We start from the raw sequence: 26,647 nt of genomic DNA, 5'->3' as shown, positions 1-26,647 counted from the left end.
CTAAAACTGATTTTCAAGTTCAAGGCTATCCGCTGCTTGGAGTGCTTTTTTAATAGCAGTACTCCACAGTGCATAGCCTTGCTTGTTCAAATGTAATCCGTCAGAAAGGTATAACTCTGGAATAGGTCTATTATCCGTAGTGATCATTTGTGCGAACACATTAATGTATTGAGCATTAAGTTCCGTAATAATATATTTGGACAACATTAAATTGGTTTCCATAATCAACGGAATAAGATGTTCTCGCTCAACACTTGGTTTAAGGCTAATCAATGCCAGCTCTACACCAGGATATTTATCATAAATCATTGTTACCAACTCCATGCATCCCGAAAGTACCTCTTGCGGAGTTTTGCCATCATTTAAATCGTTTTCACCTGCATATAATACAATTTTGGATGGGTGGGCTTCTTTAAAGATCTCATCAAAGTAATGAATGCACCATGCAAAGGTGGAGCCACCAAATCCTAAATTGACCACATTGAACGGGCTTAGGTCCCGTTGCATGTTCACCCATAATCGCACGGAAGAACTTCCATAAAAAGCAATAAGGTTTTCTTGGGTTTCCAGTTTGCCGATTCGCCTTTTAAGTCGTTTTATTTCATTACACCAAATTGCAGGTGGCTCTTCAAGATTATCCGATCCTGAATTGGACACATTGAGTTCATCTGCCCTATCAATGGCAGTTTGTACATAGGATGAATATTCATCTTGATATTTTTGTAAAAAGGCATACAGATCTTGATTACTCTTACTGGCTACTTTCTCACTTAACAAAAAAGGTTTTTGTATTGCGCAATAATATAATGATTTCCCTAAACGATGGTCAAAGTTGACCATGACCACAGGTACTATGTACGGTTCCGGTTCTGTGTGCAAAGCCAATTTAAATGCTCCCATTTTAAAAGGCCCCGGAGATTCTTCCGTTCTATAGGAAGTACCTTCTGGACTAATGATCAAATTGTATCCTTGTTCTAGATGCTTGGTAGCTTCACGGTAAAAAATGCTTCTTGCTTCTTCTTTCTTATCGGTTGTGGGTTGTTCAGACTCTTTAGTATAAACATTAATGTAGCCCAGGTTATCATAATAATTTTGATGCCCGTATTCCTGTCCTTTTCCTATACGTACCGTTCTAATACCTGGCTCACCATATTTCTTGTACAAAACCATGGCACTAAGAAAGTGTGAATCTAGCGTAATCTGAAAATTATTGTTCAGGGTATAATGTGCATCATTGACCAAATGGTTGTAAATAAAGATATTTCCGGTATTATGCGGTAGGTTTTCCCATCCTTCAATGATATGGGGCACGTTATTAAATACCTTAATGGTTAGCTCCGCACAGGATTTTCTGTTTTGTTTTACATCTTTGCTGTTCTTTTCGGCTACACTTTTATAAATTTCCTGTAATCCGCTCAGAAATTCATATTCCTTTTGGTCTTCTCCCAACAACTCTAAACTTAACGAAGCTATATGACGCTCTAAGGATGTTCCGCTTTTAACCAATTTGGTCAAAGCCCCATAGGCTAATTGTTTTGTAGTATTGCTCTTTAATAGATGTGGTACTTGATGTAATGGCGATGATAACAACAAACGGGATTTGTTATTCTTGATCAATTGATATACGGCCTGTAGGTTATGCTTGCCCAATAGTCCTACATAACGAACAAAGGCAGCATTTAATTGGTTGCCTATTAACCACAATAACCGTTGATAAAATTGACCCTCAAAAATATCGTCCTGTTGAAAGAGTTTCATTAAATCGCCCTCAGGAATAAAATAAGCAGATGTTTTTGTATTCGTTATTGCAGAACATATATCCTTTTCTTTTAACAGGCAAGACCATCCGAATACAAAGCCGGAATTTTTAATGGACCGTTGTTTAATTTCAATAGTGTTCTCTATCCGTTTAATGGTAACTTCACCATGTATTAATATAAAAAGTCCATTACTGGAACCATCCTGTACATAGAGCACTTCATCCGGTTCATATTCCCTACGTTCCGCCAGTGCGGCCAAAGCCATTAAATTCCTTTCTTCAAAATAATCCAAAAATGGTGAGCGTCTCATTAACGAAACAATGGCTTCTTGCTCCGCTACTGGTGAAATAAAAAACTGACGGTCCTCCACAAAGGGTTGAAAACGCACAGGATTCAACAATTCTGTCTGTTTTAACAATGCCGTGCGCAAAACATGATAAAGTTTTGAGCCTATATTTTTTAAGAGTATGTTCTGATGTCCTTTTTGCAAATACGCCTTTAGTTCCTTAAACGGTATTTCAAAAAAAGTTGCTTGTGTGGAAGCTACAATTGCCTTATAAGTAAATCTTTTAGGGGTATTGAACCCATTTAGTCCTATGGTTGAAAATGGTTCGGAATTTTGACAGACCAGAATATCGCTTTCTGGATTTTCCAATGAAATATAGTAATTGACACTACCCTCTAACAACCATCTAAATGTTGACACTTTTTTATGGATATAACTAATAGCGTACCCTTTAGAATACGTTTTAATTTGACCGTTGGGAAAATATTCCTGTAGTTTTTGGGTATTTATTTCTTGCTTTAAAAGTCTAGTTTGGTGTTCCATGGGCCTCCTAACTTAAGGCATTAAACTTAAAAAATGAAGTCTGCACGGTATTAAAATCAATTTATCATTTTAAGAAATTTAAATTGATCAAAACCTTAAAATAGGCCTTGTAAAATTAGAATTACCAAATTCAAATACACCATTATTTTATTATCAGGTCTTTTGCTATCTTCCCAAAAATATCGTCATTAAGCGGTTATCAGCAAGATGGCCAGTAAAATGAAAAATGTAGTGGAAAAGTTAATAGTGGACAAAACCTTTATGGGAGAAAATTTTTCCTCCGAGCGGTTACCTAGGGCAGAATATGAAAACTGCATTTTTGAAAGATGCAATTTTAATAAAGGTTATTTGGACAACCAGACTTTTTTGGAATGTGAATTTATTGATTGCAACCTAAGTAATGCAAACATTGTGAATACCACATTTAAGGAAATAACATTTTCACAATGTAAATTAATGGGGTTAGCGTTCAACACCTGCAATCCTTTTTTAATGCAAATGTATTTTGCGGACTGTAACCTAAGTTTTGCAAATTTTGTAGAAATGAAGTTGATCGGTCAACAATTTAAGTCTTGTAACCTAGAAGAAGTAGATTTTAGCGATTGTGATTTAAGCAATGCCAAATTTTTGGAATGTAATCTGGAACGGTCCATATTTTCGCGAACTAATCTGCAAAAGGCAGATTTTAGTACAGCGACAAATTTTAGTTTGGACCCAGAAAACAATATGGTAAAGGAGGCTGTTTTTTCAAGGGAAACACTGCAAGGATTATTGCATAAGTATAAACTAAACATCGTGGATTGATAACTAAAAAAGGCACCCTTTAATGACCCAAGAAATAAAACAAAAAATTATTCAGGTTTGCGATTCAAAAATTGCCGCTAAAGGAGAAAATGTAGGACTCTCTTTCTATGCATTCTTTAAAAATAAAAATGACAACCCAGAACTGTTAATGGAGGTGGCCCAATGGTGGATCTTGGAACATAGGTTAGATCATTTTGAGAAAGCAATAAAAATCAAGGGGATGATTAAATCGTTAAGCTAACAACAAATGAAATATTTAGTGTTTACGCTGTGTTTTGTGGGTGTATTGATCAGTTGCGCCTGTCAACGCCCAAATTATAAAGAGGCTACAAAAATATACTACAATGCTCTGGATACAGGTAATTATAATGCTTTAAAAAATGTACTACACGATAGTGTTACCATAATTTCCGGGGATTATATAACCCCCTATGACCATAATAGTTTCCATGAATTCTTTAAATGGGATTCTATTTTTAAATCCTCTTATAAAATCATTGCATTAGAAGAAAAAAACCATGTTGTTATTGCTACAGTTGCCCAAAAAAATAAAAGAAACGCATTTTTAAAAAACAACCCTTTAAAATATAAAGTGGAAATATCCTTTGCAAATGATAAAATAACCACATTTAGGGAGTTAGAATACATAGGGGTAAATTGGAATAACTGGAACCAAGAAAAAGATTCCCTTATAAACTGGATTAAGATAAATTACCCAAAACTAGATGGCTTTGTAACGGATATGACTATGGCCGGTGCTAAGAATTATATAAAGGCAATAGATGTATTTGAAACTTATAAAAAGGTAGAAGTTGAGTAAATATTTCTTAAAATATAAAATAAGTACATCATGGTTATTAAAAGGTTGATATTACCCAGCACAATACTTTCAAAAAAAGTGGATTTAAATTAATCTCAATGAACAAAGTACACCATACCGCCATAATTTGCTCTAATTACGAAATTTCCAAAAAATTTTATATAGATGTTTTAGGTTTAGAGATAATCCGTGAAGTATATCGCAAAGAACGGCAATCATACAAACTAGATTTAGCATTGAATGGAAATTATGTTATTGAATTGTTTTCCTTCCCCAACCCTCCCAAACGACCTTCCAGGCCAGAAGCCTGTGGGCTACGCCACTTAGCCTTTGAAGTAGATGATTTGGACAAAATCATAGCTCATTGCAAATCGCAACATGTAATTGCAGAACCTATTAGAATAGATGAGCATACACATAAACGGTTTACTTTTATTGCCGATCCGGATGAGCTTCCCATAGAATTTTATGAGAAATAACCCTAAGTGTTTGTAAACGTTTAATTTGTATCTTGTTTACAAATACAAATTAATGAAACCAATTACGTTATGCTTTCTTTTTGCCTCTATTTGGCTACGATCACAACAAACCGTTTCATATGAACAAGGAATGTTGAGCCCAACGGCTAAGTTGGACACTATTTCATGGTTGGCCGGCCATTGGAAAGGTGAAGCATTTGGTGGTATTGTAGAGGAAATATGGAGTCCGCCACAAAACGGTTCCATGATGTTTTCATTTCGTTTGATTGCAGATGGTGCGGTAGGTTTTTATGAGTTTGGACATATTATTGAAACGAATGGTACTTTGCTCCTTCAATTAAAACATTTTGACGCTGACTTAAATGGCTGGGAAGAAAAGGATGAAACGGTAGATTTTAAGTTGGTCAAAATAACGGAAGACCGTTTATATTTTGATGATTTTACCATTGAGTATATTTCTGATAAAGAAATAAACATGTATGTAGATGTAGGTGAAGGTGATGGAAAATCCAATGAGGTTAAATTTAACTACCATAGGCAATAGATGAAACGGGAATGTTTAGAATGTGGTAAGGAAGTTTTTGGCAGAATTGACAAGAAATTCTGTAACGATTATTGTCGCAATGCCTATAATAACAAGGTAAATCCGGAAAGCAAGAATTTAATACGGAATATCAACAACAGGTTGCGCAAGAATTATAAAATATTGGATAGTTATAAACTTACCAATGGCAAAACCAAGACCACAAGAACTCGTTTAATGAACAAGGGTTTTGATTTTGACTATGTCACCAATCTATATACTACCAAAAAAGGAACTACCTATTATTTTTTATATGATTTAGGGTATTTACCTTTGGACAATGATTTTTATATGATTGTAAAGCGAGAATAAACAAATAAGAAAAGGCACCTCAATAGAAGCGCCCATAGCTATTATTCATATAAAAATTTAAACTACTTCCAATTATGTCCGCTAAGTTTTAAGGCTGCTATCACAATATCCTTTCTACTGATCTGCCCTACCAAAATACCATTTTTCATTACCGGTAGCCTTCTTCTGTTATGTTGTGCAAAGATTCCTGCAGCATCAAATATGGATATATCATGTGGTATGGTCTCTACGGTTTTGGTCATAAATTTTTCAACGCTTTTATCCAATATCGGTTGATTAAAATAACGACTTTCGGATATTTGCTTCATGCAATCCGCTTCAGAGATGATTCCAACCAAAAACCCGTTACTGTCCAAAACCGGTCCACCGGAAATATGATGTTTGGCAAATTTCTCCATTACCGCCAAAATAGAGTCTTCTGGAGAAAAAGTGATTAACTTTGTGGTCATGTAATCGGCTACCAAAATAGGGGCCTCAAATTCTTTTTTAAATACCTTTCTAACACCTTGAAAGCTTTTGATTCCCATAACAGTTTATTTAAAGGTTGATTAATAAAGATAACAAAATATTTGACATTTACTAATAATATTCGATATAAGCAATGTAATTTTTAATAATTTGTGACTTTAAAGAAGAATACCGTAATTATGAGAAAAACACCAACCGTATTAACCCTACTCTTGATAGTACTTGCTATTTATTGGAGTTTTGATTCCCTTTTGCCCAAGTATCAAACGGACATGGAAGTTCCGCAAACCAACTTTTCTACAGACAGGGCGTTACAACATGTACAACAACTTTCCTTAGAACCACATAGTGTTGGTTTTCCCGGTCATGTCAAAGCTCGTAACTACATCATTTCGCAACTCAATGAACTAGGGCTTGAAACCTCCGTTCAAGAAGGTTATACTGCGGGAGATTGGTCCAATCTTAGCAAAGCGGAAAATATTCTTGCTAGAATCAAGGGCAGTGAAAATGGCAAAGCCTTGTTGTTATTGAGCCACTATGACAGTAACCCACATTCTGCACTAGGGGCAAGTGATGCCGCCAGTGGGGTAGCAACTATTTTAGAAGGTATACGCGCTTATTTAAAAAGTGATACCAAGCCCAAGAATGATATTATCATTTTAATTTCAGATGCGGAGGAACTAGGTTTGAACGGAGCCCAACTTTTTGTAGATCGGCATGAATGGTTAAAGGATGTAGGGTTAGTACTTAATTTTGAAGCACGTGGCAGCGGCGGACCTAGTTATATGCTTATGGAAACCAATAGGGGCAACCGTAACATGATTACGGAATTCATTGCGGCCAATCCAGATTTTCCTGTGGCAAATTCTTTGGTTTACAGTATTTATAAAATGTTGCCCAATGATACGGACCTTACTGTATTTAGGGAAAACGGGGATATTGAAGGATTTAACTTTGCTTTTATAGATGACCATTACGATTACCATACCGTAATGGATAATTACGAACGCTTGGACCGGAACACATTGGCACACCAAGGTAGCTATCTTATGCCCTTATTAAAACACTTTGCAAATGCAGATTTAAGCAGTATAAAAAGTTTGAGTGACAATGTCTATTTCAATGTACCTTTTTTCAAAATGGTTTCATACCCCTTTACATGGATAATGCCCATGTTGGGCTTGGCCATACTATGCTTTATAATGCTACTCATTTTAGGTTTTAAAAAGAAGGTATTGAATGTAAAGGATATTTTCAAAGGTTGGATACCGGTACTTTTTACCCTTGTTGTAAATGGCGTAGTAGGATTTTATAGCTGGTCTGTTTTAAAATGGCTATACCCCGGTTATAAGGACATGCTACATGGTTTTACCTATAATGGACATGCCTATATTATGGCATTTACGCTATTTTCAATAGGTATTTGTTTCTACGCCTATTATAAATTTAAGGTCGTAAAAACGGCAAATTTGTTGGTTGCCCCTATCTTTTTATGGTTGGTACTATGTGGTTTAATTGCCATATATTTAAAAGGAGCGGCATTTTTTATTGTTCCCGTATTTAGCGTTCTTGTTGCTTTGTATATACACATAAACCAAAAAAATCCAAATTCCTATTTACTGGTATTTCTAGGGCTCCCGGCCTTATTTATTTTTTCTCCATTTATAAAAATGTTTCCTATTGGCCTAGGTCTTAAAATGATGGTGGCCACAACCTTGTTGACTACCCTGACCTTTTTCCTGTTATTACCATTGTTTACCAGATATCGTAAAAAAGCGGCCTTGGCATTTTTAAGCTTCCTGTTGGGAATAGGGTTTTTGGTGTCCGCCCACATGAATTCCGATTTTTCTGAAAACAATCCAAAACCAACCAGCTTGCTATATGTTTATAATACGGATGAAAACCAAGCAATGTGGGCAACTTACGAACATGTACCTTCTAACTGGACAAAGCAGTATATTACAATGACCAACAATGCAGATAGCGTGTTGACTAAAAATACGTTAAGCAGTAAATACAGTTCTGGTTTTACCTACACCCAAAAAGCACCGTTAAAACAAATTGAACCATTACAAATGGATATACAATTGGATACCGTTATTAATGGAATACGAAACCTAAGAATATGTTTAACCCCAAAAAGGTCTATTAACAGATTGGAAATATTTAGAAACGATTCGGAAATTTTAAGCGCTGAGGTCAACGGTATACCATTATCCACATTTGCATTAAAAGACGGAAGAAATAGTAGGTTGGTCACCCACTATATTAGTGATATCAAGTATACTGAACTAGATTTAACCATACCAGAGTCAGAACAATTGGAATTAACGGTATATGAAGCTTCCAATGATCTGTTAAGCAATAGTTTGTTTACCATTCCGCAAAGACCTTCCCAAAACATTCCAATGCCCTTTGTTTTGAACGATGCAATTTTAACTATTCAAAAATTTAAGTTTGACTACTAAAATAGGCATCATAGGCTGTGGTTGGTTAGGCCTGCCTTTAGCAGTTAGTTTAATTGGTAAGGGGTATGTCGTAAAAGGCACCACTACATCCAAGGATAAATTACAGTTGCTAAAAAAGAATGGAATTGAACCTTTTCCTATTACCCTGACCGAAAACAATATACAAGGCCCAATAGAAGATTTTCTACGTACAATAACCACTTTGATTATTGATATCCCTCCAAAATTAAGGGGAAAAGGTCCTAAAGAAAGCTATATCGCAAAAATACAATTGCTTCACGAGGCTATTAAAAAATCATCCGTTCAAAATATTATATTCACCAGTAGTACGGCCGTCTATGGAGATGTGGAAGGTATGGTCAACGAAAAAAGTCTGCCCGTACCAAACACCTCATCCGGAAAACAGTTGGTGCAATGTGAACAATTGTTCAAAAATGACAGCTCCCTTAAAACGACCATTATCCGTTTTGGAGGTTTGATCGGTCCTGGCAGACATCCAATTACCATACTGGCAGGAAAGCAAAATCTAAACGGGGGTACGGCTCCGGTAAATTTAATTCATTTAGATGATTGCATCGGTATTATAGAAACGATCATTGAAACGGACCATTTTGGGGATACGATCAATGCGGTATACCCTGAACATCCAACAAAACAAGACTACTACACTCAAGAAGCCATAAAACGCAATCTCCCTTTACCACACTATACCCAAACTTTAGGAAAAGCGTACAAAAAAGTAGAATCTTGTAGTATTTTTCTTATTAATAATTATGATTTTCTCACAACTATAAATTGAATTTTTACAACACCTATTAACTATTTCACAACAAAAGCCCTTAATTACCGTTAATATATTATTGGTTTACAAGTAGTTATCGATGTATGACATACCTTTATACCTCAATTTAAAACCAAAATGTTATGGAAAAGTCGAATTTAAGGGAGAGGGTTTTAGTTGAATTAGAGAAACTCATCTCCCTAAGCTGTAAAAATCCTACGGCATCTAAAAGATATCAGCAATTACATATTGCCTTATTGAAGAAATACTATAATGCAACGAACGTTACCATTGATTATCATCGCCATAGAATTCAAATGGAAGTAATCCAAGATGAGAGTGTCTATGATCCTAAACGGGTAAACACGTACTTGCCTACCATCTATACCAATTTGCTGTTTAAAAACCTGCGAAGTTTTTTGGCAACTTGTATAGAGAAAGATAACAAGAGCGTAGGGTTCTATTCTCAATTATTAAAAATGTTCGGTACCAAACAAAAAGGGTTGGAACTGGTATAGAAACCAATGTTATAAAAATTTGAAAGGCGCTTTTATAAGCGCCTTTTTCTTTTCCGGACATTTAAACCTTTCCTTAACAGGAGGATACAAATTATTTTAATAGTTTAGCGCACCTTAAAAAGAATCTAAACAGATGAAGAAAACAGTATTAATAGTGTTAACGACATTATTATTTTCAGGCAGTTATGCCATTGCACAGACCAAGACAGAATTGCAGAAACATTATGAGGCATTTTATGACCAAATGCGCCTACAGGGTGATATAGATGGTGTAATAAATGCCCTTACCCATTTAAATGTACTATCTCCTTCCAAAGAAAGAATGGATACCTTGGCCTATATATATGCCAATGATAATCAACACTTACAAGCATTGAACACCATAGGCATTGAAAAGATTGATACGGATTCTGATCTAGCGGTACAGGTAAAGGCTATATCCCTAAAAGCATTGAACCAGCCCAAACGTTCCTTGGAACAATTTGAGATTTTAAACCAAAGAGACCCAAACGCATATTTGGCATATGAATTGGCAGACCTGAAGGTTCAATTAGGTGATAATGCCGGGGCCATGAAGCATGTGGAATATGGTATTACCAATGCAACGGATGATATGAAATATGCCTTTTATGAGCGCCAACAACCGTATGAGGTTTCTTTAAAAGCTGCCTTTCTCCATATCAAGGGCCTTATTCAATACAATATGGATAAAAATAATATTGATGCCGCTATTGCCTCAATGGATGAAGCTTTGGCCATGGACCCAAACTTTAACTTGGCAAGTTTAAGTAAACAAGCGTTGACCTCTAGAAAAGATACCCCTGAGGATAAAAAATAATAAATAGAAGGTTTTGAATTAAAAGGCGAACAGCTTTTGTTCGCCTTTTTTAATATTTGGACCTTAGGTCAACCAGAAGAAGACTATCTTTCTCATTCTTTAATTTTACCAACTCCTCAACAATAGCATTGGGTACGGTGATAGATAGCACATAGTGGGCAATTTTCCACTGCCCGTCCACTTTTTTTAGTACTCCAGAACCGCGACAAATTTTCATTTGGGTGTCCAATAACTCATCGAACCAGGCAATATCATTTGTTCCGCCAACATAAATATTACGCTCTACGGCAGTAAAATTCCATGCCCGGCCTTTATCAAAATGGGGTTTTGCATAGGCCATAAACTCTTCCCGTTGCCAATTTTCACCGGCATCCGTCCCTATAAAAACGGCATCATCCGTCATAAGTTCAAAATAGGCCTTAAAATTTGCCATTGCTGCGGCTGCATGCCAATCATCAAGTGCACGTGAGACTTCCATGTTCGTATTGTTCTGTGCAAACATGGCCGAGGATACTAAAATAAAAAGCAATTTAATTTTCTTCATTTGCACGTAATTCTTCCAACAGGGTATTGTTAACCACCACATTAACCTGATTTCGTAAATTGTTGAAGGCCACAATCATTTGTATAATGGATTCCTTTGGATTCTGTCGGTATTCCAAATCTCCTTTTGTTTTTAATATAAACGTCTTAAATACCTTTTGTCTACTTTTAATTTGCGGTATATCAAGTGAAGCAGGATATACACTATCCTCCATTTTCTTTTGGTTCTCGATCAACTCTTCTATTACAAGTACGAAGTCCTCTCTAAACTCCGTCGTGTACAGTTTATCAAAACTACGCTCAACGGCTACATATTCCTTCCAATCGCTCAAAAGTAATTGTGCTTTTGAATTTACCGGACTTTTGGCAGGAAGGCTATCTACAACAATCTCCCAACCGGAGTCTTGTGCTTCGGCCGTTTCTGAAACAGGGTCTTTACATGAAGCTATTAAGACCAGTACAACTAAATAAGCTAATATTTTAGGCATAAGCGAATGTACAAATTTTAAGAAAAGGTATCTTTATGCGGCAATTCATTTAACGCATATTTAAATGTCAAAATATATATTGATTATCGGCGCCTGTGGTCAAATTGGAACAGAACTCACCTATACCTTAAGAGAAAAATACGGTAGTGAACATATTATTGCTAGCGACATACGGGAAGGTAACGAGGATTTAATGCAATCTGGGCCTTTTGAAATCTTGGATGCTACAAATTATGATGCCCTTGAGGAAGTTATTGCCTATTATGATATTTCAGAGGTTTATTTAATGGCCGCAATGTTAAGTGCAACAGCGGAGAAATTTCCCATGCGTGCATGGAATCTTAATATGAACACCCTTTTCAACGTGCTTAATCTAGCTAAGGAAAAAAAGATAACCAAGATATTTTGGCCCTCCAGTATCGCTGTTTTTGGGCCAAATACTCCAAAGAACAATACCCCACAGAACACCATCATGGAACCTAGTACCGTTTATGGGATCAGTAAACAGAGCGGGGAACGCTGGTGCGAATATTACTTTAAAAAATTTGGTGTAGATGTGCGGAGTATTCGTTATCCCGGACTGATCAGTTGGAAAACCATGCCGGGTGGCGGCACAACGGATTATGCCGTGGAAATTTACCATAAAGCGTTAACACAGGGCACCTATACATGTTTTTTGGAAGAAGATACCAAATTGCCCATGATGTTCATGGATGATGCCATTAGGGCAACCTTACAAATTATGGAAACCCCGGAGAATGAGATTAAAGAACGGTCTTCATATAATCTGGGAGCCATGAGTTTTACCCCAAAGGAAATAGCGGCCAGTATCCAGGCTATAATACCTGATTTTACGATTGACTATGCACCGGATTTTAGGCAACAAATTGCGAATTCATGGCCAAGTAGTATTGATGACAGCAATGCACAAAAGGATTGGAACTGGAAGGCTGAATTTGACCTTGAAAAAACAACGAAAACCATGTTGGAAAATTTGAAGAACAGGGTTTAGCCTGTTCTTCAAATTGGTCAACTACTAAACTTCAATCGCTTTTCAATTGCCATGATCATGGCATTGGCTATATCTTTACCGGTAGCATTTTCTATTCCTTCCAGACCGGGAGAAGAATTTACTTCAAGCAATAATGGTCCTTTATTAGATCGGATAATATCTACCCCGGCAACCGCCAAATTCAATACTTTGGCCGCCTTTAATGCCAACTTCTTTTCATCTGCGGTGATTTTAATAATGGAAGCGGTACCTCCTTGGTGTATATTGGCCCTAAATTCACCTTTTTGGGCTTGTCGTTGCATACTTGCAACCACTTTACCATTGACCACGAAACAGCGAATATCCTGCCCGTTGGCCTCTTTAATGAATTCCTGGACCAATATATTGGTATTGACACTTTTAAAGGCATTGATAACACTTTCTGCAGCCTTGTTGGTTTCGGCCAAAACAACTCCCTTACCTTGGGTACTTTCCAATAATTTAATGATCAACGGAGCTCCGTTCACCATTTTGATCAAATCCTTGGTATCCATGGGTGATTTTGCAAAACCGGTAATAGGGATATGGATATCATAGTTTGAAAACAACTGTGAAGCGAACAATTTATCCCTGGACTGTGTAATGGCTTCTGCAGAATTTTGACAGTATACCCCCAAATTATTAAATTGACGGATCAATGCACAACCGTAAAAGGTAACCGAAGGCTTAATACGTGGTATTACCGCATCATAGTCCTTTAAAATGATACCTCCCCTATATCTAATTTCCGGGGAACGTGCATCAAGCTTCATATAGGCCTGTTCAACATTCAAAAAATCGATTTCATGCCCCCTGGCCTCGGCTGCTTCAATAATTCTTTTATTACTATATAAATTGGGATTACTTGCCAAAAGGGCAATTTTTAAACCTGTCTTTTCCTTAAAATAAGGTGCATATTTTTTGTTGACCGCACTTTCCTCAAATGATTGTAATTGATAATTTACTGCAGGGTTGACAATATAACGTTCGTTCAGTGCCTCTCTACCCAACAGCATACGAAACTCCATTGTATCCCTATTCGCCAAGGTCAGCTCAATATCAAAAGTATCTTCACCAATGGTAACCGGGGTTTTTATGACCAAACGTTCCTCAGAAATTCCGGAAGAACTTTTTACCATCCTGCGATCTACCAACCTAGCTTGGCATTCTATGGCTATACTACGGTTTTCCTGTAATGGGCTCACCTCAAATTTTACCCATTCATGTCCGCCCTTTACTACAATTTTTAAATTGGTAGCCTGTATGGAAGACGTTTTAGCCCCAGAATCTACCCTGGCCTTAATTGCCGGTATACCCAGTTCATTGAACACACACCACTCTTCACTACCTATAATCTTTAAATTATCCAAATTCTATTATTTTGTCTCCGTTGTATTTTGGAGCTTTAATTATTTCTTTCTTAATTCGAACAGATCGGTTCTTCTGTCCCTAAGGTTACGTACGGCCCCAAATTGGTTAAGTTCCCTAAGCAAGCTAATATCTATGTCTGCAATGAGGATCATTTCCGTATTAGGGGTTGCCTCTGCTTTTATTCCGTTGGTAGGAAACGAGAAATCACATGGAGTAAAAACCATGGATTGGGCAAACTGAATATCCATATTCTGTACATTGGGCAAATTACCTACACTACCGGCAATAGCCACATAGCATTCGTTTTCAATTGCCCTTGCCTGCGCACAGTTACGAACCCTTGAATATCCGTTTTGCGTATCGGTCAAAAAAGGAACAAACAAAATATCCATACCCTCATCTGCCAATAAACGGCTTAATTCCGGAAATTCAGAATCATAACAGACCAAAACGCCAATTTTACCACAATCCGTATCAAAGGCCTTTAATTGCGTTCCTCCCTGCATACCCCACACCTTAGCTTCATCTGGCGTAACGTGTAGTTTTTCATAGCGTTCCATGCTACCATCCCGTCTACAAAGGTACCCAACATTATATAGGCGGCCATCTATGATTTCTGGCATACTCCCTGTTATGATATTGATATTATAGGATATGGAAAATTCAGAAAATTTTTGGGCAATTGCCTGTGTATGCTTGGCCAGTTCCCGAATAGCATCTGGCGTGGACATGTGATTGTTTACCGCCATTAACGGTGCATTGAAAAACTCTGGAAACAAGGCAAAATCCGAGCGGTAACCGGATACGGCATCTATAAAATATTCCGCTTGTTCCAAGAGTTCGTCCAAATCTTTGTACGGTCTCATTTGCCACTGGATAAGGCCTAGACGGATAACGGTTTTCTTCGTAGCCGCTTTTTTGGAAGGTTTCTGATAATAAATATTATCCCATTCCATTAAAATAGCAAAATCCTGGGAAGCTTTATCCCCGTCCAAATACCCCTTCATTACTTTAGCGGGATGAAAATCATTACTGATCTGAAAGTTCAGTACGGGATCTTGAATTTCTTTTCTACGAACCTTGTCAATGTATTCCTTTGGTGATAGTTCCGATGCATATTCATGGTAATTGGGCATACGACCCCCAAAAACGATACTCTTTAAGTTTAACTTTTCGCAAAGTTCTTTTCTATAATCATATAAACGGCGGCCCAAACGAAGACCTCTAAAACTTGGCTTAATAAATACTTCAATACCATAGAGAACATCCCCTTCGTTATCATGGGTGTCAAACGTATATTTACCCGTAATCTGCTCATAGGTATGGTTATCGTCAAAAGCATCATAGTCTACTACAATGGACAATGCCACACCGGCCAATTGACCATTGATTTTAATGACCACTTGCCCCTCTGGAAACTTATCTATTAAGGATTTTATATGCTCCTCTTTCCAATAAGATCCGGGCATATTGGTATATGCGGATATCATGGCGGTCTTTAGTTCTTGATAATCATCAAGATCTAAAAACTTTAATTCAATATTCTCAATTTCATCTATGTTCATATACCTGTTGTAAATACAACGATCATCTATTTAAATTAGGGAAAAAATAAGTGATCCGGTCTATCTTGATTAGACCGGAAATTTGCTGGGCCTGGGCAACGGCCATAATCGATTAAATGATAAAATTAATCTTCATCATCGCCATCGACCATATCCTCAGGATTCGGCTCAACTACCGCAGTTGGATCGTCATCATCAAAATCCTCATAATCGTCCTCGTCATAATTCTCCATGGTATACTCTAATTTGGCGCTGATCTTTACCAAGTACTTAGTATCCTCGGTCAATACTTCAACTGCCTCTATACGTTCTCCTTGAGCATTTCTAAATGAGATGATATTGCGGTCATCATACCCATCCGGATATCTTTCCACCAAAAGTTTAAGTACCTCTGGTGTCAATTTTTTAAAGTCTACAATGACTTTTTTTAAATGTGCGTTCTTGTCCATAACTACATGTCTAATAGGTAAGCAAAAATTAAGGGCGCAACAATTGTGGCGTCACTTTCAATAATATATTTTGGGGTATTGATATCTAGCTTTCCCCAGGTTATCTTTTCGTTAGGTACGGCTCCGGAATATGAACCGTAACTTGTGGTGCTATCACTTATTTGACAGAAATAGCTCCAAAAAGGTGTGTTAGTACGCTCCATATCCTGATATAACATAGGCACTACGCAAATTGGGAAATCTCCTGCTATACCACCGCCAATTTGAAAGAAACCTATACCATTTTCAGAATTATCCGTATACCAATCTGCCAAAAAGGTCATGTACTCTATTCCAGATTTCATGGTGCTGGCCTTCAACTCCCCTTTTAGCACATAGGATGCAAAAATGTTACCCATTGTACTATCTTCCCAACCTGGACAAATAATAGGTAGATTCTTCTCAGCTGCGGCATACATCCAAGAATCCTTTAGGTCTATTTCATAATATTCCTCTAACACTCCGGAAAGTAACATTTTGTACATAAATTCATGGGGCAGGTAACGTTCCCCTTTATCATCGGCATCTTTCCAAATCTTAAATATATGCTGTTGTAGCCTTCTAAAGGCCTCTTCCTCCGGTATACAAGTATCTGTTACCCTATTTAGGCCTTTTTCCAATAGGTCCCACTCATCTTGTGGAGTTAAATCCCTGTAATTGGGCACTCTCTTATAATGTGAGTGTGCCACCAAGTTCATGATATCCTCTTCTAGATTGGCACCTGTACAAGAAATAATCTGCACTTTGTCTTGGCGAATAACCTCTGCGAAAATTTTACCCAGCTCTGCCGTAGACATGGCTCCGGCCAAGGAAACCAACATTTTGGCTCCATTGTCCAATTGTTGTTCATATCCTTTTGCAGCATCAACCAAGGCAGCGGCATTAAAGTGTAAATAGTATTTTTCTATAAAATTGGTGATAGCACCTTTAGTCTTCGTCATCTTCAAATTTTGAATTTGTATTTGCTTTGTAATCGATATCATAAGTATTGTCATACTCCTGATCTATATCTTGCCCGGCAAATTTATAGCTAAGCATTTTGTAATATAATTTGGCCGCCAAAAAGTCCGATGATCGATCGTTCTTATTAGGACATAGTTCAACAATATCGAAACCAACCACATTCTTGTCTTCAAATACCTGTTTTAAAAACTCTAAGGTTTCGTACCAAAACAATCCACCAGGTTCTGGAGTACCTGTAGACGGCATAATTGAAGGGTCAAAAGCATCAAGATCAAAGGTGATAAAAACATTATCTGTCATGGTATCTATAACCTTGTCCATCCAATACTCGTCGTTCACCATATCATGGGCAAAGAACGTTTTATCTTGATCCATTAATGTTTTTTCAATACTGTCCATAGAACGTATACCAACCTGCACCAAATTCGTGGTTTGGTTGGCCTCATAGACCGCACATGCATGATTGTATTTGCTACCTTCATAAGACTCCCTTAAATCTGCATGGGCATCTATCTGAAGAACGGTCAGGTTGTCAAAACATTCGTTGAAAGCCCTTATTGAACCAATGGAAATAGAATGTTCACCTCCAAATAAGGTTACGAATTTATTACGCTTGATAAAATCCTTTGTAATAGCATGCACCTCTTTTACCACGGCTTCTGGTGAGCTATTTACGGTAATGGGACTGGTTAAATGAATACCTTGCTTGTAAACTTCAGAATCTGTTTCAATATCATACAGTTCCATATTCTCAGAAGCTTCCAAAAAAGCTTCAGGGCCTTTATCCGCTCCTTTTCCCCATGTACTGGTTCCGTCATAAGGAACAGGGATCAATATAATCTTTGATTTTTCCAGTTGGGCGAATTCATCGGAAATACCCGCATAATTCTTAGATGTACTCATGTTACTTTAGCTATTGTTAAGTGGTTTTGTTTTGAAAAAATGTTCAATTTTAAAATGTAATCAATTGTTTATATATTTTTTGACCCTATGATTAATCTTCTCCTAAAGATAGGAAAATATGCTATTGGGCTGGTGAATCCACATCATATCCTAAAATTCCCAAAAGGTCTTCCGCTTTTTGTTGTCCCTTAAATAATTTATAGGAAAATTTACCGCTTTCATCCTTATCTATTAAAATATGTTTGGGCTGTGGTATAAGGCAGTGCTGCAACCCTCCATAACCCCCAATGGTTTCTTGATAGGCCCCTGTATTGAAAAATCCTATATATAATGGTTTTTCCCTTTTATATTTTGGCAGGTAGATGGCGTTCATATTCTGTTCGCTATTATAATAATCATCACTATCACAGGTAAGGCCCCCCAATAGAACGCGTTCATACTCATCGTTCCATCGATTTATGGGAAGCATTATAAATCTCTTGTTAATGGCCCAAGTATCTGGTAGCGTGGTAATGAACGAAGAATCGATCATATTCCATTTTTCCCTATCGTTCTGCTGTTTTTGATATAAAATCTCATAAATGGCCCCACCGCTCTCACCTACGGTAAAACTACCGAACTCCGTAAAAATATGAGGTACCGGTACATCTGCCTCTGAACAGGTTATATTGATCTGGTTCAAGATCTCATTGATCATATATTGATAATCATACTCAAAGGCCAATGAGTTTTTTATAGGAAAACCTCCTCCAATATTTAAACTGTCCAGGGATGGACAGATTTTCTTTAAGCGGACATACACCTTTAAACATTTAACAAGTTCGTTCCAATAATAGGCATTATCACGAATGCCGGTATTAATGAAGAAGTGAAGCATTTTTAGCTCTACCTTATCATTGTCCTTTATTTGGTTTTCATAGAATGGAACTATATTCTTATACCCTATACCCAACCTGGAAGTATAGAACTCAAATTTTGGTTCTTCTTCTGATGCAATACGTATACCCACTTTAAACGTATCGTCAATAACATCTGTCAACAAGTCTATTTCCTCATAGTTATCAATGATAGGAATACAGTTTTGGTGCCCGTTATTGATTAACCGTGCAATATTGTCAATATATTTTTCACGCTTAAATCCGTTACAAATGACAAATGTTTGATCATTTAATTTACCGTCTTCCTTTAATTTTTCAATGATATTGATATCAAATGCAGAGGAAGTCTCCATATGGATATTATTCTTAAGGGCTTCATGCATGACATGTTGAAAGTGCGAACTTTTGGTACAATAGCAATAATGGTATTTTCCCTTGTAATTATTTTTCTCAATGGCATTGGCGAACCAATTTTTAGCCCGTAATATATTTTCTGAAATTTTGGGCAGGTATGTAAACTTTAAAGGACTACCATATTCTTGCACTAGCTCATGTAAGGGTATGCCGTGAAACTGGAGGTGTTCACCATCTAGATTAAACTCTTCTTGGGGAAAATAATAAGTTTGATCAATTAGATCAATGTATTTGGTATTCATGAAATGAAATTATAATGAAAAATGAATTTTGTTAAATATAACAACTACTCTAGGCTTTGAAAGTTAAGAAAACGTAACCATCATAATAAAAAAATCAGACTAAAATCTGTTTTTGTGTAGTAGGAATGAAGAAGTAATCATGCTGGCTTTGCATGATAGCGTTGTATTTGTTGGAAGTTTGCTTTACTAATCGGCAACCTATCTTATAAGCCATTTGCGGGAAACACTTCCAATTTCCCTCAAACCCGAACATAGAATAACGATACATAATGTTCAGCTAAAAGCCTGAAATCTCCAACCCACAAAGTAGTGTGTTAGGACACGACAAATGAAATCAAAAAAATTGAAAAAACAAGGCTTTTTATTTTTTTTACGACCAGTGGCAAAAAAAAAATTTTTTACCTGAATTAAATTTTAAAAACTCATGTAACTAGTTTATTTTTAATAGTTTAAAAACAAGCTCATACTACGAAAAATAATGAAAAACAATAAACATACTCCATTTTGGCTTATCATTATGCTGTTTTTATCAATCAGTTTAGGCGTATATGGCCAAATTATGCCTGGTGTTTATACGGATACGGTTGAGACCAATGGCGTAAAAAAGGTACATCAAGTAAAAATTTTTAACGATTATTTTGTCTATAACGAATATGAAATAACACCTGCTACGTTCATTAAAACTTTAGGCGGCTTTGTGGATTATGAAATGACCGGATCTGAAAAACAGATTTTACTGCGTTTAGAATTTAATTCTGACTACAATAAAGATGCACAGACCCAACTATCCATTCCTTATACAATTGATGGAAAAAATTTAAAATTATACTGGACAGAAAATTTAACCTTAAAACCTACGGCCAATAGTAATCAAGAATTGGACGGAGCATGGCTATTTGCCACTAGGGGCCCGGATAACGGTCAGGAAAGGCGCGGGGAAAGCAATACAAGAAAGACATTAAAGTTATTGACTAACGGTACTTTTCAATGGATTGCCTATGACACACAATCCTTTCGCTTTTCTGGAACTGGTGGTGGAACATATGGTGCAAAAGATGGTATATATACGGAACAGATAGAATTTTTCTCCAAGGATGACACCAGGGTGGGCGCTACCCTAAACTTTAATTATAATCTTAAGGATGATGATTGGCACCATACCGGTAAAAACAGTAAAGGAGAACCTATGTATGAAATTTGGGGCAAGAGACGTTAATTAGTCCGTGATCAAATTATTATTTAAAAAGTAGCCTCGGCAAGAATCGAACTTGCATCTAAAGTTTAGGAAACTTCTATTCTATCCATTGAACTACGAGGCCAAGATTTTTAAAAGACGGTAAAAATAAAAATATTTTAAATATTCCTATAACATTAATGCGTAACATTTATTATTCCGGATATACTTCTACGACCATTTCTACCTCAACCGCCATGTTACCGGGTAAAGATACCATACCAACGGCGGCACGCGCATGTTTTCCTTGATTGCCAAAAACCGCGACCATAAGATCGGAATATCCATTGATTACTTTGGAATGATCGGTAAAATCAGCCGTAGCATTTACCATTCCGTGAACACTAACGATTCTTTTTACTTTTTTTAGTGATCCCAATTCCGTCTTTAACACGGATAACTGATTAATTCCTGCTTCACGTGCCGCAAGATACCCTTCTTCTACACTTAAATCCTGCCCCAATTTCCCAACAATATTTTCACCGTCGGCTTGCCTTGGTCCTTTACCTGCTAAAAACGTTAAGTTTCCACTTCTAGCGGCATGCACATAATTTGCCAAAGGATTACCTATATCCCGTAATGATATGCCCAAACTATCTAATTTGGCTTCTGGATCATAATTACTTTGTAAAACCTGGTTGTTCAATGTTGTGCTCTCTTCTAATTTTCTGTCCACATTGGTACAGCTACTCCATACTAAAACAACAAATAAATAGATTACATTTTTCATGGATATATTATTTAACGGGTTCCCTTTACGAAATACAAGGTAGTTAATAGTTAAGAATCAACATAGTAGGCGTTAAAAACTAGATTATCATGATTATATAAATAGCATTAAAATTTCTGGAAATAGTAATTTTTATGTCGTATGTCGCACTTATAGTATCATTTTACTAAAAAAGCACCGTTATAATTTCATTTTTATTAGTTTAGCATATTAACCAAAACATCAACTAAATCAATACAAATATGGAAAGTTCTAGTACAACTCCTACAGTAAATGCGAATAGGCTCTTCTATGCCAGCTGTTTTGCATTAATTACCACGGCATTTTCTTTTGCCATTGCGGCAGGTATTTTGGACCAACTTAAAACTGAGCTGGAACTTAGTGCCAGTCAAGCGGGGCTCATTACTTCTATGTGGTTTGCGGGTTTCCCGATCGCCATGGTCATAGGTGGTCTAATCTATCATAAAGTAGGCGGAAAAGCCATAATGCAGTTTGCATTTTTCGCACATACCATAGGTATCATATTACTGATTTTTTCCGGCAGTTATATGGGCCTTTTGATTGCAAACCTATTAATTGGTTTGGGTAATGGTTGTACGGAAGCAGCTTGTAATCCTATGATAGCTGATGCTTATAAAGGCAATAAAATGAGTAAAATGTTGAACCGCTTTCACATGTGGTTTCCAGGAGGTATTGCAGTAGGTAGTCTACTTTCCGGCTTTATGACAAATCTTGATATTACCGGTCAAAGTCAGGTATGGTTATTATTAATACCAGCCGTTATTTATGCCTTTTTATTTTACGGACAGACATGGCCAAAAGCCAAAATTGAGGAAGCGGCTACTATAAGCGGTAATTTAAAAGGTATGTTCACCCCATTGTTCCTGTTCATTGCCGTATGTATGGCATTAACGGCTATATCAGAATTTGGACCAAACCAATGGGTAGGGCTTATACTTTCCAAAAGTGGAGCAGAGCCAACATTAATCTTAGCTTTGACAGCAGGGTTAATGGCAATAGCACGGTACTTTGGTGGGAACATGGTTGCTAAATTTGACCAAACGGGGGTATTATTAGGTTCTGCCATCCTGGCAACCATAGGAATATATCTGTTTAGTACACAAACGGGTACCATGGCTTATGTAGCGGCCGTAATATTTGCATTGGGCATTGCCTATTTCTGGCCAAATATGATTGGGCTTACAGCAACCAAAACTCCCAAAACCGGTGCTTTGGGCATGTCTATCATAGGTGCTATAGGGATGTTTTCCACATCAATTTTTCAACCGATTATTGGAGGTTGGATCGATGCCGACAGAGCTGCAGCAGAGGCACAGGGTTTTACTGGTGATGAACTGGAACTGGTTTCCGGCCAGGAAACATTAGGTACTATGGTTCTATTTCCAGCCATACTTATTGTATTGTTCACCATATTATATTTCTGGTTAAAAAACAGAAAGAGTGAAGTAGAGGTTGCCGTAGCGTAACCAAAATACCATAACTTAAAATTGGCCGGATATACCATATATTCGGCCAATTTTAGTTTTAATCGGTAGTTAAAAGTAATTTGAGCAATTGAATTGCCGCCTCACTTATTTTTGTTCCCGGTCCAAAAACTGCCGTAGCTCCCGCTTGCTCCAAAAATGCATAATCCTGTTTGGGTATTACCCCACCCACAATTACCATAATATCCTCCCGGCCATAAGATTTCAATTCCTTGATTACTTCAGGTACCAAAGTTTTATGTCCGCCTGCAAGGCTAGAAATACCCAAAATATGCACATCATTCTCTACGGCCTGCTTTGCCGTTTCCTTTGGAGTCTGAAAAAGGGGACCAATATCTACATCGAATCCTAGATCGGCATAACCGGTAGCCACTACTTTTGCGCCCCTATCGTGACCATCTTGTCCCATTTTGGCAATCAAAATACGAGGGCGTCTACCGTCTTGCTCTGCAAATTTATCCGCAAGTTCCTGTGCCCTCTTAAAATCCTTGTCTTCCTTTATTTCTCTTGAATACACTCCCGTAAATGAATTTACTACCGCCGTATGCCTACCAAAGGCGTTTTCCAAAGCATTACTGATTTCCCCTAGTGTAGCTCTTTCCCTGGCAGCTATTATTGCTAAAGCTAGTAAATTTTCGTTCGTATCCCTTTTTTCAAGCTTAATTTTAGCAGCCTTCGTCAATGCCTTTAGAGAACGCTCAACATTCGCCGTATTCCTTTGTTTTTTTATAGTGGTTAAACGTTCTATCTGTTGTCTTCTTACCTCTTTGTTATCTACCTCCAATATCTGTAATTGGTCTTCTTCCTGAAGTTGATATTTGTTGACACCCACAATAACATCTTGCAAGCTATCTATTCTTGCTTGCTTTCTTGCTGCGGCTTCTTCAATTCTTGTTTTGGGTATTCCGGTCTCTATTGCTTTTGTCATGCCACCCAAATGCTCTACTTCTTCCATAAGTTCCCATGCTTTATGGACAAGATCGTGGGTAAGTTTTTCAACATAATAACTACCTGCCCAAGGGTCTACTGTCTTAGTTATCTGGGTCTCTTGTTGAAGGTACAATTGGGTTTCCCTGGCAATACGTGCAGAAAAATCCGTAGGTAGGGCAATTGCCTCGTCCAAAGCATTAGTATGCAGACTTTGGGTCCCCCCAAAAACCGCCGCTGTTGCTTCTATAGTGGTTCTGGCAACATTGTTAAATGGATCCTGTTCCGTTAAGGACCAACCACTGGTTTGACAGTGTGTTCTAAGCATTAAGGATTTTTCATTCTTGGGATTAAATTGCTGAACCACTTTTGCCCATAGCATTCTTGCAGCGCGCATTTTTGCTATTTCCATGAAATGGTTCATACCAATACCCCAAAAGAAAGAGAGTCTTGGAGCAAAATCATCTATTTGCAATCCTGTCCCTAATCCGGTTCTTATATATTCCAATCCGTCCGCAAGGGTGTAAGCCAGCTCCAAATGTGCTGGGGCACCTGCTTCATGCATATGATACCCAGAAATACTTATACTATTAAATTTGGGCATATGCTTACTGGTATATTCAAAAATATCTGCAACGATTTGCATGGAAGCCTTTGGAGGATATATATAGGTATTGCGCACCATAAACTCCTTTAAAATATCATTCTGTATAGTGCCTGATAATTGTTGTAGAGAGACTCCTTGTTCTTCGGCAGCTACAATAAAGAAGGCCATAATAGGTAAAACCGCCCCGTTCATGGTCATTGAAACGGACATTTCATTTAACGGTATACCTTTAAAAAGTATTTTCATGTCCTCTACCGTATCAATGGCTACTCCAGCTTTGCCAACGTCACCTATTACACGCTCATGATCACTATCATAACCCCTATGGGTGGGCAAGTCAAACGCAACCGATAATCCTTTCTGCCCAGCTTTTAAATTTTTCCTATAAAATTCATTACTTTCCTTTGCGGTAGAAAACCCTGCATATTGTCGTATGGTCCATGGACGTTGAACATACATAGTGGTATATGGTCCACGCAAGAATGGAGGAATACCTGCGGCAAAATTCAAATGTTCTACATGGGCCAAATCCGCATTTGAATATTTTGGTTTGATTTGGATGGTTTCAGCTGTTTCAAAAAATGATTTGTCCTTATTAACGGTTTGGCCTAAGGGTGCGGGTTTAACGGTATCCGCCAATTGAATATGCTGCATGTCCTTTCTACTCATGAGACAAACGGTTTTGCTCTAATTCTTCTGCCAATCTTTTTTCGATTATAGGAAGTATCAATGTCTTTCTTGGTTTTCTTTTGACAAAAGGAAAAAGTTCAATCTCATTGGACATTGTATCCGTATTCGTTACAAAAGCATTGGTACCTACTAAAACCATTTGCTTGGAATTAAATTTTTCCTGCTGTTTTTTGGCGGCAGTGGCAATCTGTTGCTGTATTGTATGACTTTTTAGCAGTTTTAAAAATCCACCTTCCTTTTCAATACGTTTAAAATACAGCAATGCCTTCTCGGCTAATTGATCTGTCAAGGTCTCTATATAATAACTGCCGTCTGCCGGGTTTTTTACTTTAGCGAAATAACTCTCTTCCTTTAAAAGAAGTAATTGATTTAAAGCAATACGATTGGAAAACTTATTTTCCTTCTTAAAAATCGCATCATACGGCATATTAAAAACCGTATCCGACCCCCCTAAAACGGCTGCCATAGATTCCGTCGTAGTCCTAAGCATATTAACATTATAATCATATACCGTTTTGTTTCTTCTTGAAGGTGTTGATATGATGTGGCACGGAATGGATATTTCGTATGCCCCGATCAAAGTGGACCAAAGTTTTCTAAGCGCCCTAATTTTTGAAATTTCGAAAAAGTAATTTCCCCCTATCGCCAATTTAAACTCCATTTTTTTTAATTGACGGAGGTCACTTTGCTCTTGACACATATGTAAATACTCATTGGCATGGGCCATGGCATATGCCAATTGCTGTACAATATCCGCCCCTGCATTTTCATATAACCCAACATTAACCTGTAGCACATTTTCAATATTTAGGGAAAGAATATCCTTTACCGCCAATAGGTCTTCTTTCATAGAATGATGCCAATTACCTGTTCTTGCCAAATAGCCGACAGGATCTATCGCAAAACTTATTTTGGAAGCATCTGGACAACGGTGTATTGAATTTGAAATATAGCTTTTGGACAAAAATTGCATATCAAAGTATATTTTTACAAGATTGATATCAATATTGTCCAAAAGTGATGACACATCAATGGTATCATTAGGGATTAAAAAAGTAATAGCCTCCGCCCCTCTTTCAATATGTCTTAAGGCGTTAGCATTTGCCATTCTTGCATTGCCGGCATAAACTAAATGGCCAATCTTCCATGAATCGCCTGTAGCGGATAATGGAGTGGTATTCCCCAAATCCTCTGAATTATAGAAAGGTTTTATCTTGATGCCTTCAGGAGTATCCCAAACAACTTCTTCATTATACTCTTTACCTTTTAGAGCATATTGAATTTTTTGTTTCCACTCTTTTGCGGAAATTTCCCGAAAATTGTCAAACAAGGTTTTACCATTCATGTGCGGTTGCTTTTAAGTGTCAACACATTAGAAAATGAGCTGTAACCACATAGGTTAAACAGCA

General features: G+C 37.2%; 26 protein-coding genes and 1 tRNA gene. 13 read left to right on the top strand and 14 right to left on the bottom strand.

Translation table 11 applies throughout. The features are described 5' to 3' along the window. A complete protein-coding gene (locus CHB68_RS01345) occupies positions 1–2,589 on the bottom strand; it encodes a cyclic nucleotide-binding domain-containing protein (RefSeq protein ID WP_089258813.1) in 2,589 nt (862 codons plus the stop codon). Between the two features lie 219 nt (positions 2,590–2,808). Between CHB68_RS01345 and CHB68_RS01340 the strand changes: the two genes are divergently transcribed. The 6 genes from CHB68_RS01340 (at position 2,809) to CHB68_RS01315 (ending at position 5,587) form a co-directional block, all read left to right on the top strand. After that, on the top strand, positions 2,809–3,393 hold the full coding sequence (locus tag CHB68_RS01340; protein ID WP_245838740.1) for a pentapeptide repeat-containing protein: 585 nt from the start codon (positions 2,809–2,811) through the stop codon (positions 3,391–3,393). A gap of 22 nt (positions 3,394–3,415) precedes the next feature. After that, positions 3,416–3,634, top strand: a complete 219-nt coding sequence (locus tag CHB68_RS01335; RefSeq protein ID WP_089258811.1) for a DUF6500 family protein — start codon at positions 3,416–3,418, stop codon at positions 3,632–3,634. A gap of 6 nt (positions 3,635–3,640) precedes the next feature. Continuing rightward, positions 3,641–4,213: a hypothetical protein gene (locus CHB68_RS01330; protein WP_089258809.1), complete on the top strand. Its 573-nt coding sequence runs from the start codon at positions 3,641–3,643 to the stop codon at positions 4,211–4,213. A 98-nt stretch (positions 4,214–4,311) separates the two neighbouring features. Then, positions 4,312–4,692, top strand: a complete 381-nt coding sequence (gene gloA2, locus CHB68_RS01325; protein WP_089258807.1) for an SMU1112c/YaeR family gloxylase I-like metalloprotein — start codon at positions 4,312–4,314, stop codon at positions 4,690–4,692. Positions 4,693–4,744: 52 nt separating this feature from the next. Beyond that, complete coding sequence (locus CHB68_RS01320; protein WP_089258805.1) at positions 4,745–5,236, top strand: DUF6265 family protein; 492 nt, start codon at positions 4,745–4,747, stop codon at positions 5,234–5,236. Beyond that, positions 5,237–5,587 (top strand): hypothetical protein, encoded by a 351-nt coding sequence (locus tag CHB68_RS01315; RefSeq protein ID WP_089258803.1) that lies wholly within the window; start codon positions 5,237–5,239, stop codon positions 5,585–5,587. Positions 5,588–5,649: 62 nt separating this feature from the next. Here CHB68_RS01315 and CHB68_RS01310 read toward each other — a convergent pair whose 3' ends face one another. Beyond that, positions 5,650–6,114 carry a CBS domain-containing protein gene (locus CHB68_RS01310; protein ID WP_089258801.1) on the bottom strand — a complete coding sequence of 155 codons (465 nt, stop codon included), beginning with the start codon at positions 6,112–6,114 and terminating at the stop codon, positions 5,650–5,652. Between the two features lie 120 nt (positions 6,115–6,234). Here CHB68_RS01310 and CHB68_RS01305 point away from each other — a divergent pair, with 120 nt between their 5' ends. The 4 genes from CHB68_RS01305 to CHB68_RS01290 all read left to right on the top strand — a co-directional run bounded on the left by CHB68_RS01305 (position 6,235) and on the right by CHB68_RS01290 (position 10,660). After that, complete coding sequence (locus CHB68_RS01305; RefSeq protein WP_089258799.1) at positions 6,235–8,523, top strand: M28 family peptidase; 2,289 nt, start codon at positions 6,235–6,237, stop codon at positions 8,521–8,523. Then, on the top strand, positions 8,513–9,322 hold the full coding sequence (locus tag CHB68_RS01300) for an NAD-dependent epimerase/dehydratase family protein (protein ID WP_089258797.1): 810 nt from the start codon (positions 8,513–8,515) through the stop codon (positions 9,320–9,322). The genes CHB68_RS01305 and CHB68_RS01300 overlap by 11 nt, the downstream gene beginning before the upstream one ends. Before the next feature lie 125 nt (positions 9,323–9,447). Continuing rightward, positions 9,448–9,822 (top strand): hypothetical protein, encoded by a 375-nt coding sequence (locus CHB68_RS01295; RefSeq protein ID WP_089258795.1) that lies wholly within the window; start codon positions 9,448–9,450, stop codon positions 9,820–9,822. Positions 9,823–9,955: 133 nt separating this feature from the next. After that, on the top strand, positions 9,956–10,660 hold the full coding sequence (locus CHB68_RS01290; RefSeq protein WP_089258793.1) for a hypothetical protein: 705 nt from the start codon (positions 9,956–9,958) through the stop codon (positions 10,658–10,660). A 49-nt stretch (positions 10,661–10,709) separates the two neighbouring features. Here CHB68_RS01290 and CHB68_RS01285 read toward each other — a convergent pair whose 3' ends face one another. Beyond that, positions 10,710–11,204, bottom strand: coding sequence for a nuclear transport factor 2 family protein (locus CHB68_RS01285; RefSeq protein WP_089258791.1), 495 nt, complete (start codon positions 11,202–11,204; stop codon positions 10,710–10,712). Next, complete coding sequence (locus CHB68_RS01280) at positions 11,191–11,691, bottom strand: hypothetical protein (protein ID WP_089258789.1); 501 nt, start codon at positions 11,689–11,691, stop codon at positions 11,191–11,193. Before CHB68_RS01280 ends, CHB68_RS01285 begins: the two co-directional genes overlap by 14 nt. A gap of 64 nt (positions 11,692–11,755) precedes the next feature. Here CHB68_RS01280 and CHB68_RS01275 point away from each other — a divergent pair, with 64 nt between their 5' ends. Beyond that, complete coding sequence (locus CHB68_RS01275; RefSeq protein WP_089258786.1) at positions 11,756–12,703, top strand: NAD-dependent epimerase/dehydratase family protein; 948 nt, start codon at positions 11,756–11,758, stop codon at positions 12,701–12,703. A 17-nt stretch (positions 12,704–12,720) separates the two neighbouring features. Here the strand turns inward: CHB68_RS01275 and rimK are convergent, their stop codons facing one another. The 6 genes from rimK to CHB68_RS01245 form a co-directional block, all read right to left on the bottom strand. Continuing rightward, the gene (gene rimK, locus CHB68_RS01270) at positions 12,721–14,091 is read right to left on the bottom strand and encodes a 30S ribosomal protein S6--L-glutamate ligase (RefSeq protein ID WP_089258784.1); all 1,371 of its coding nucleotides are present in this window, start codon (positions 14,089–14,091) and stop codon (positions 12,721–12,723) included. Positions 14,092–14,130: 39 nt separating this feature from the next. Continuing rightward, positions 14,131–15,657, bottom strand: coding sequence for a bifunctional GNAT family N-acetyltransferase/carbon-nitrogen hydrolase family protein (locus tag CHB68_RS01265; protein WP_089258782.1), 1,527 nt, complete (start codon positions 15,655–15,657; stop codon positions 14,131–14,133). Between the two features lie 125 nt (positions 15,658–15,782). Continuing rightward, a complete protein-coding gene (locus tag CHB68_RS01260; RefSeq protein ID WP_089258780.1) occupies positions 15,783–16,106 on the bottom strand; it encodes a hypothetical protein in 324 nt (107 codons plus the stop codon). Positions 16,107–16,108: 2 nt separating this feature from the next. Continuing rightward, positions 16,109–17,086: a deoxyhypusine synthase family protein gene (locus CHB68_RS01255; protein ID WP_089258778.1), complete on the bottom strand. Its 978-nt coding sequence runs from the start codon at positions 17,084–17,086 to the stop codon at positions 16,109–16,111. Continuing rightward, positions 17,073–18,011, bottom strand: a complete 939-nt coding sequence (gene speB / locus CHB68_RS01250; protein WP_089258776.1) for an agmatinase — start codon at positions 18,009–18,011, stop codon at positions 17,073–17,075. The genes CHB68_RS01255 and speB overlap by 14 nt, the downstream gene beginning before the upstream one ends. A gap of 121 nt (positions 18,012–18,132) precedes the next feature. Continuing rightward, positions 18,133–19,545, bottom strand: coding sequence for a type III PLP-dependent enzyme domain-containing protein (locus tag CHB68_RS01245; RefSeq protein WP_089258774.1), 1,413 nt, complete (start codon positions 19,543–19,545; stop codon positions 18,133–18,135). Positions 19,546–20,023: 478 nt separating this feature from the next. Here CHB68_RS01245 and CHB68_RS01240 point away from each other — a divergent pair, with 478 nt between their 5' ends. Beyond that, positions 20,024–20,761: a hypothetical protein gene (locus tag CHB68_RS01240; RefSeq protein WP_245838737.1), complete on the top strand. Its 738-nt coding sequence runs from the start codon at positions 20,024–20,026 to the stop codon at positions 20,759–20,761. A 31-nt stretch (positions 20,762–20,792) separates the two neighbouring features. On the opposite strand, the gene CHB68_RS01235 is transcribed toward CHB68_RS01240, so the two are convergent. After that, positions 20,793–20,864, bottom strand: a tRNA-Arg gene (locus CHB68_RS01235). A gap of 69 nt (positions 20,865–20,933) precedes the next feature. Continuing rightward, positions 20,934–21,509: a RidA family protein gene (locus CHB68_RS01230; RefSeq protein ID WP_089258772.1), complete on the bottom strand. Its 576-nt coding sequence runs from the start codon at positions 21,507–21,509 to the stop codon at positions 20,934–20,936. A gap of 242 nt (positions 21,510–21,751) precedes the next feature. Here CHB68_RS01230 and CHB68_RS01225 point away from each other — a divergent pair, with 242 nt between their 5' ends. Further along, positions 21,752–22,996 carry an MFS transporter gene (locus CHB68_RS01225; protein ID WP_089258770.1) on the top strand — a complete coding sequence of 415 codons (1,245 nt, stop codon included), beginning with the start codon at positions 21,752–21,754 and terminating at the stop codon, positions 22,994–22,996. Positions 22,997–23,054: 58 nt separating this feature from the next. Here the strand turns inward: CHB68_RS01225 and scpA are convergent, their stop codons facing one another. Together scpA and CHB68_RS01215 are read right to left on the bottom strand one after the other, a co-directional pair. After that, on the bottom strand, positions 23,055–25,217 hold the full coding sequence (scpA, locus tag CHB68_RS01220; protein WP_089258768.1) for a methylmalonyl-CoA mutase: 2,163 nt from the start codon (positions 25,215–25,217) through the stop codon (positions 23,055–23,057). After that, positions 25,210–26,583 carry a methylmalonyl-CoA mutase subunit beta gene (locus CHB68_RS01215; RefSeq protein ID WP_089258766.1) on the bottom strand — a complete coding sequence of 458 codons (1,374 nt, stop codon included), beginning with the start codon at positions 26,581–26,583 and terminating at the stop codon, positions 25,210–25,212. Before CHB68_RS01215 ends, scpA begins: the two co-directional genes overlap by 8 nt. Positions 26,584–26,647: the final 64 nt, after the last annotated feature.

The organism is Maribacter sedimenticola, from assembly GCF_900188415.1.
Taxonomy (GTDB): Bacteria; Bacteroidota; Bacteroidia; order Flavobacteriales; family Flavobacteriaceae; genus Maribacter; species Maribacter sedimenticola.
The sequence above is the reverse complement of the archived record's forward strand: the minus strand, read 5'-3'. Positions and strand labels throughout refer to the sequence as shown.

Bases quoted from the DNA above. Each gene is read 5' to 3' on its own strand.
- CHB68_RS01345 (WP_089258813.1), bottom strand. From the start codon at position 2,589: ATGGAACACCAAACTAGACTTTTAAAGCAAGAAATAAATACCCAAAAA.
- CHB68_RS01340 (WP_245838740.1), top strand. From the start codon at position 2,809: ATGAAAAATGTAGTGGAAAAGTTAATAGTGGACAAAACCTTTATGGGA.
- CHB68_RS01335 (WP_089258811.1), top strand. From the start codon at position 3,416: ATGACCCAAGAAATAAAACAAAAAATTATTCAGGTTTGCGATTCAAAA.
- CHB68_RS01330 (WP_089258809.1), top strand. From the start codon at position 3,641: ATGAAATATTTAGTGTTTACGCTGTGTTTTGTGGGTGTATTGATCAGT.
- gloA2 (WP_089258807.1), top strand. From the start codon at position 4,312: ATGAACAAAGTACACCATACCGCCATAATTTGCTCTAATTACGAAATT.
- CHB68_RS01320 (WP_089258805.1), top strand. From the start codon at position 4,745: ATGAAACCAATTACGTTATGCTTTCTTTTTGCCTCTATTTGGCTACGA.
- CHB68_RS01315 (WP_089258803.1), top strand. From the start codon at position 5,237: ATGAAACGGGAATGTTTAGAATGTGGTAAGGAAGTTTTTGGCAGAATT.
- CHB68_RS01310 (WP_089258801.1), bottom strand. From the start codon at position 6,114: ATGGGAATCAAAAGCTTTCAAGGTGTTAGAAAGGTATTTAAAAAAGAA.
- CHB68_RS01305 (WP_089258799.1), top strand. From the start codon at position 6,235: ATGAGAAAAACACCAACCGTATTAACCCTACTCTTGATAGTACTTGCT.
- CHB68_RS01295 (WP_089258795.1), top strand. From the start codon at position 9,448: ATGGAAAAGTCGAATTTAAGGGAGAGGGTTTTAGTTGAATTAGAGAAA.
- CHB68_RS01290 (WP_089258793.1), top strand. From the start codon at position 9,956: ATGAAGAAAACAGTATTAATAGTGTTAACGACATTATTATTTTCAGGC.
- CHB68_RS01285 (WP_089258791.1), bottom strand. From the start codon at position 11,204: ATGAAGAAAATTAAATTGCTTTTTATTTTAGTATCCTCGGCCATGTTT.
- CHB68_RS01280 (WP_089258789.1), bottom strand. From the start codon at position 11,691: ATGCCTAAAATATTAGCTTATTTAGTTGTACTGGTCTTAATAGCTTCA.
- CHB68_RS01275 (WP_089258786.1), top strand. From the start codon at position 11,756: ATGTCAAAATATATATTGATTATCGGCGCCTGTGGTCAAATTGGAACA.
- CHB68_RS01265 (WP_089258782.1), bottom strand. From the start codon at position 15,657: ATGAACATAGATGAAATTGAGAATATTGAATTAAAGTTTTTAGATCTT.
- CHB68_RS01260 (WP_089258780.1), bottom strand. From the start codon at position 16,106: ATGGACAAGAACGCACATTTAAAAAAAGTCATTGTAGACTTTAAAAAA.
- CHB68_RS01255 (WP_089258778.1), bottom strand. From the start codon at position 17,086: ATGACGAAGACTAAAGGTGCTATCACCAATTTTATAGAAAAATACTAT.
- speB (WP_089258776.1), bottom strand. From the start codon at position 18,011: ATGAGTACATCTAAGAATTATGCGGGTATTTCCGATGAATTCGCCCAA.
- CHB68_RS01245 (WP_089258774.1), bottom strand. From the start codon at position 19,545: ATGAATACCAAATACATTGATCTAATTGATCAAACTTATTATTTTCCC.
- CHB68_RS01240 (WP_245838737.1), top strand. From the start codon at position 20,024: ATGAAAAACAATAAACATACTCCATTTTGGCTTATCATTATGCTGTTT.
- CHB68_RS01230 (WP_089258772.1), bottom strand. From the start codon at position 21,509: ATGAAAAATGTAATCTATTTATTTGTTGTTTTAGTATGGAGTAGCTGT.
- CHB68_RS01225 (WP_089258770.1), top strand. From the start codon at position 21,752: ATGGAAAGTTCTAGTACAACTCCTACAGTAAATGCGAATAGGCTCTTC.
- scpA (WP_089258768.1), bottom strand. From the start codon at position 25,217: ATGAGTAGAAAGGACATGCAGCATATTCAATTGGCGGATACCGTTAAA.
- CHB68_RS01215 (WP_089258766.1), bottom strand. From the start codon at position 26,583: ATGAATGGTAAAACCTTGTTTGACAATTTTCGGGAAATTTCCGCAAAA.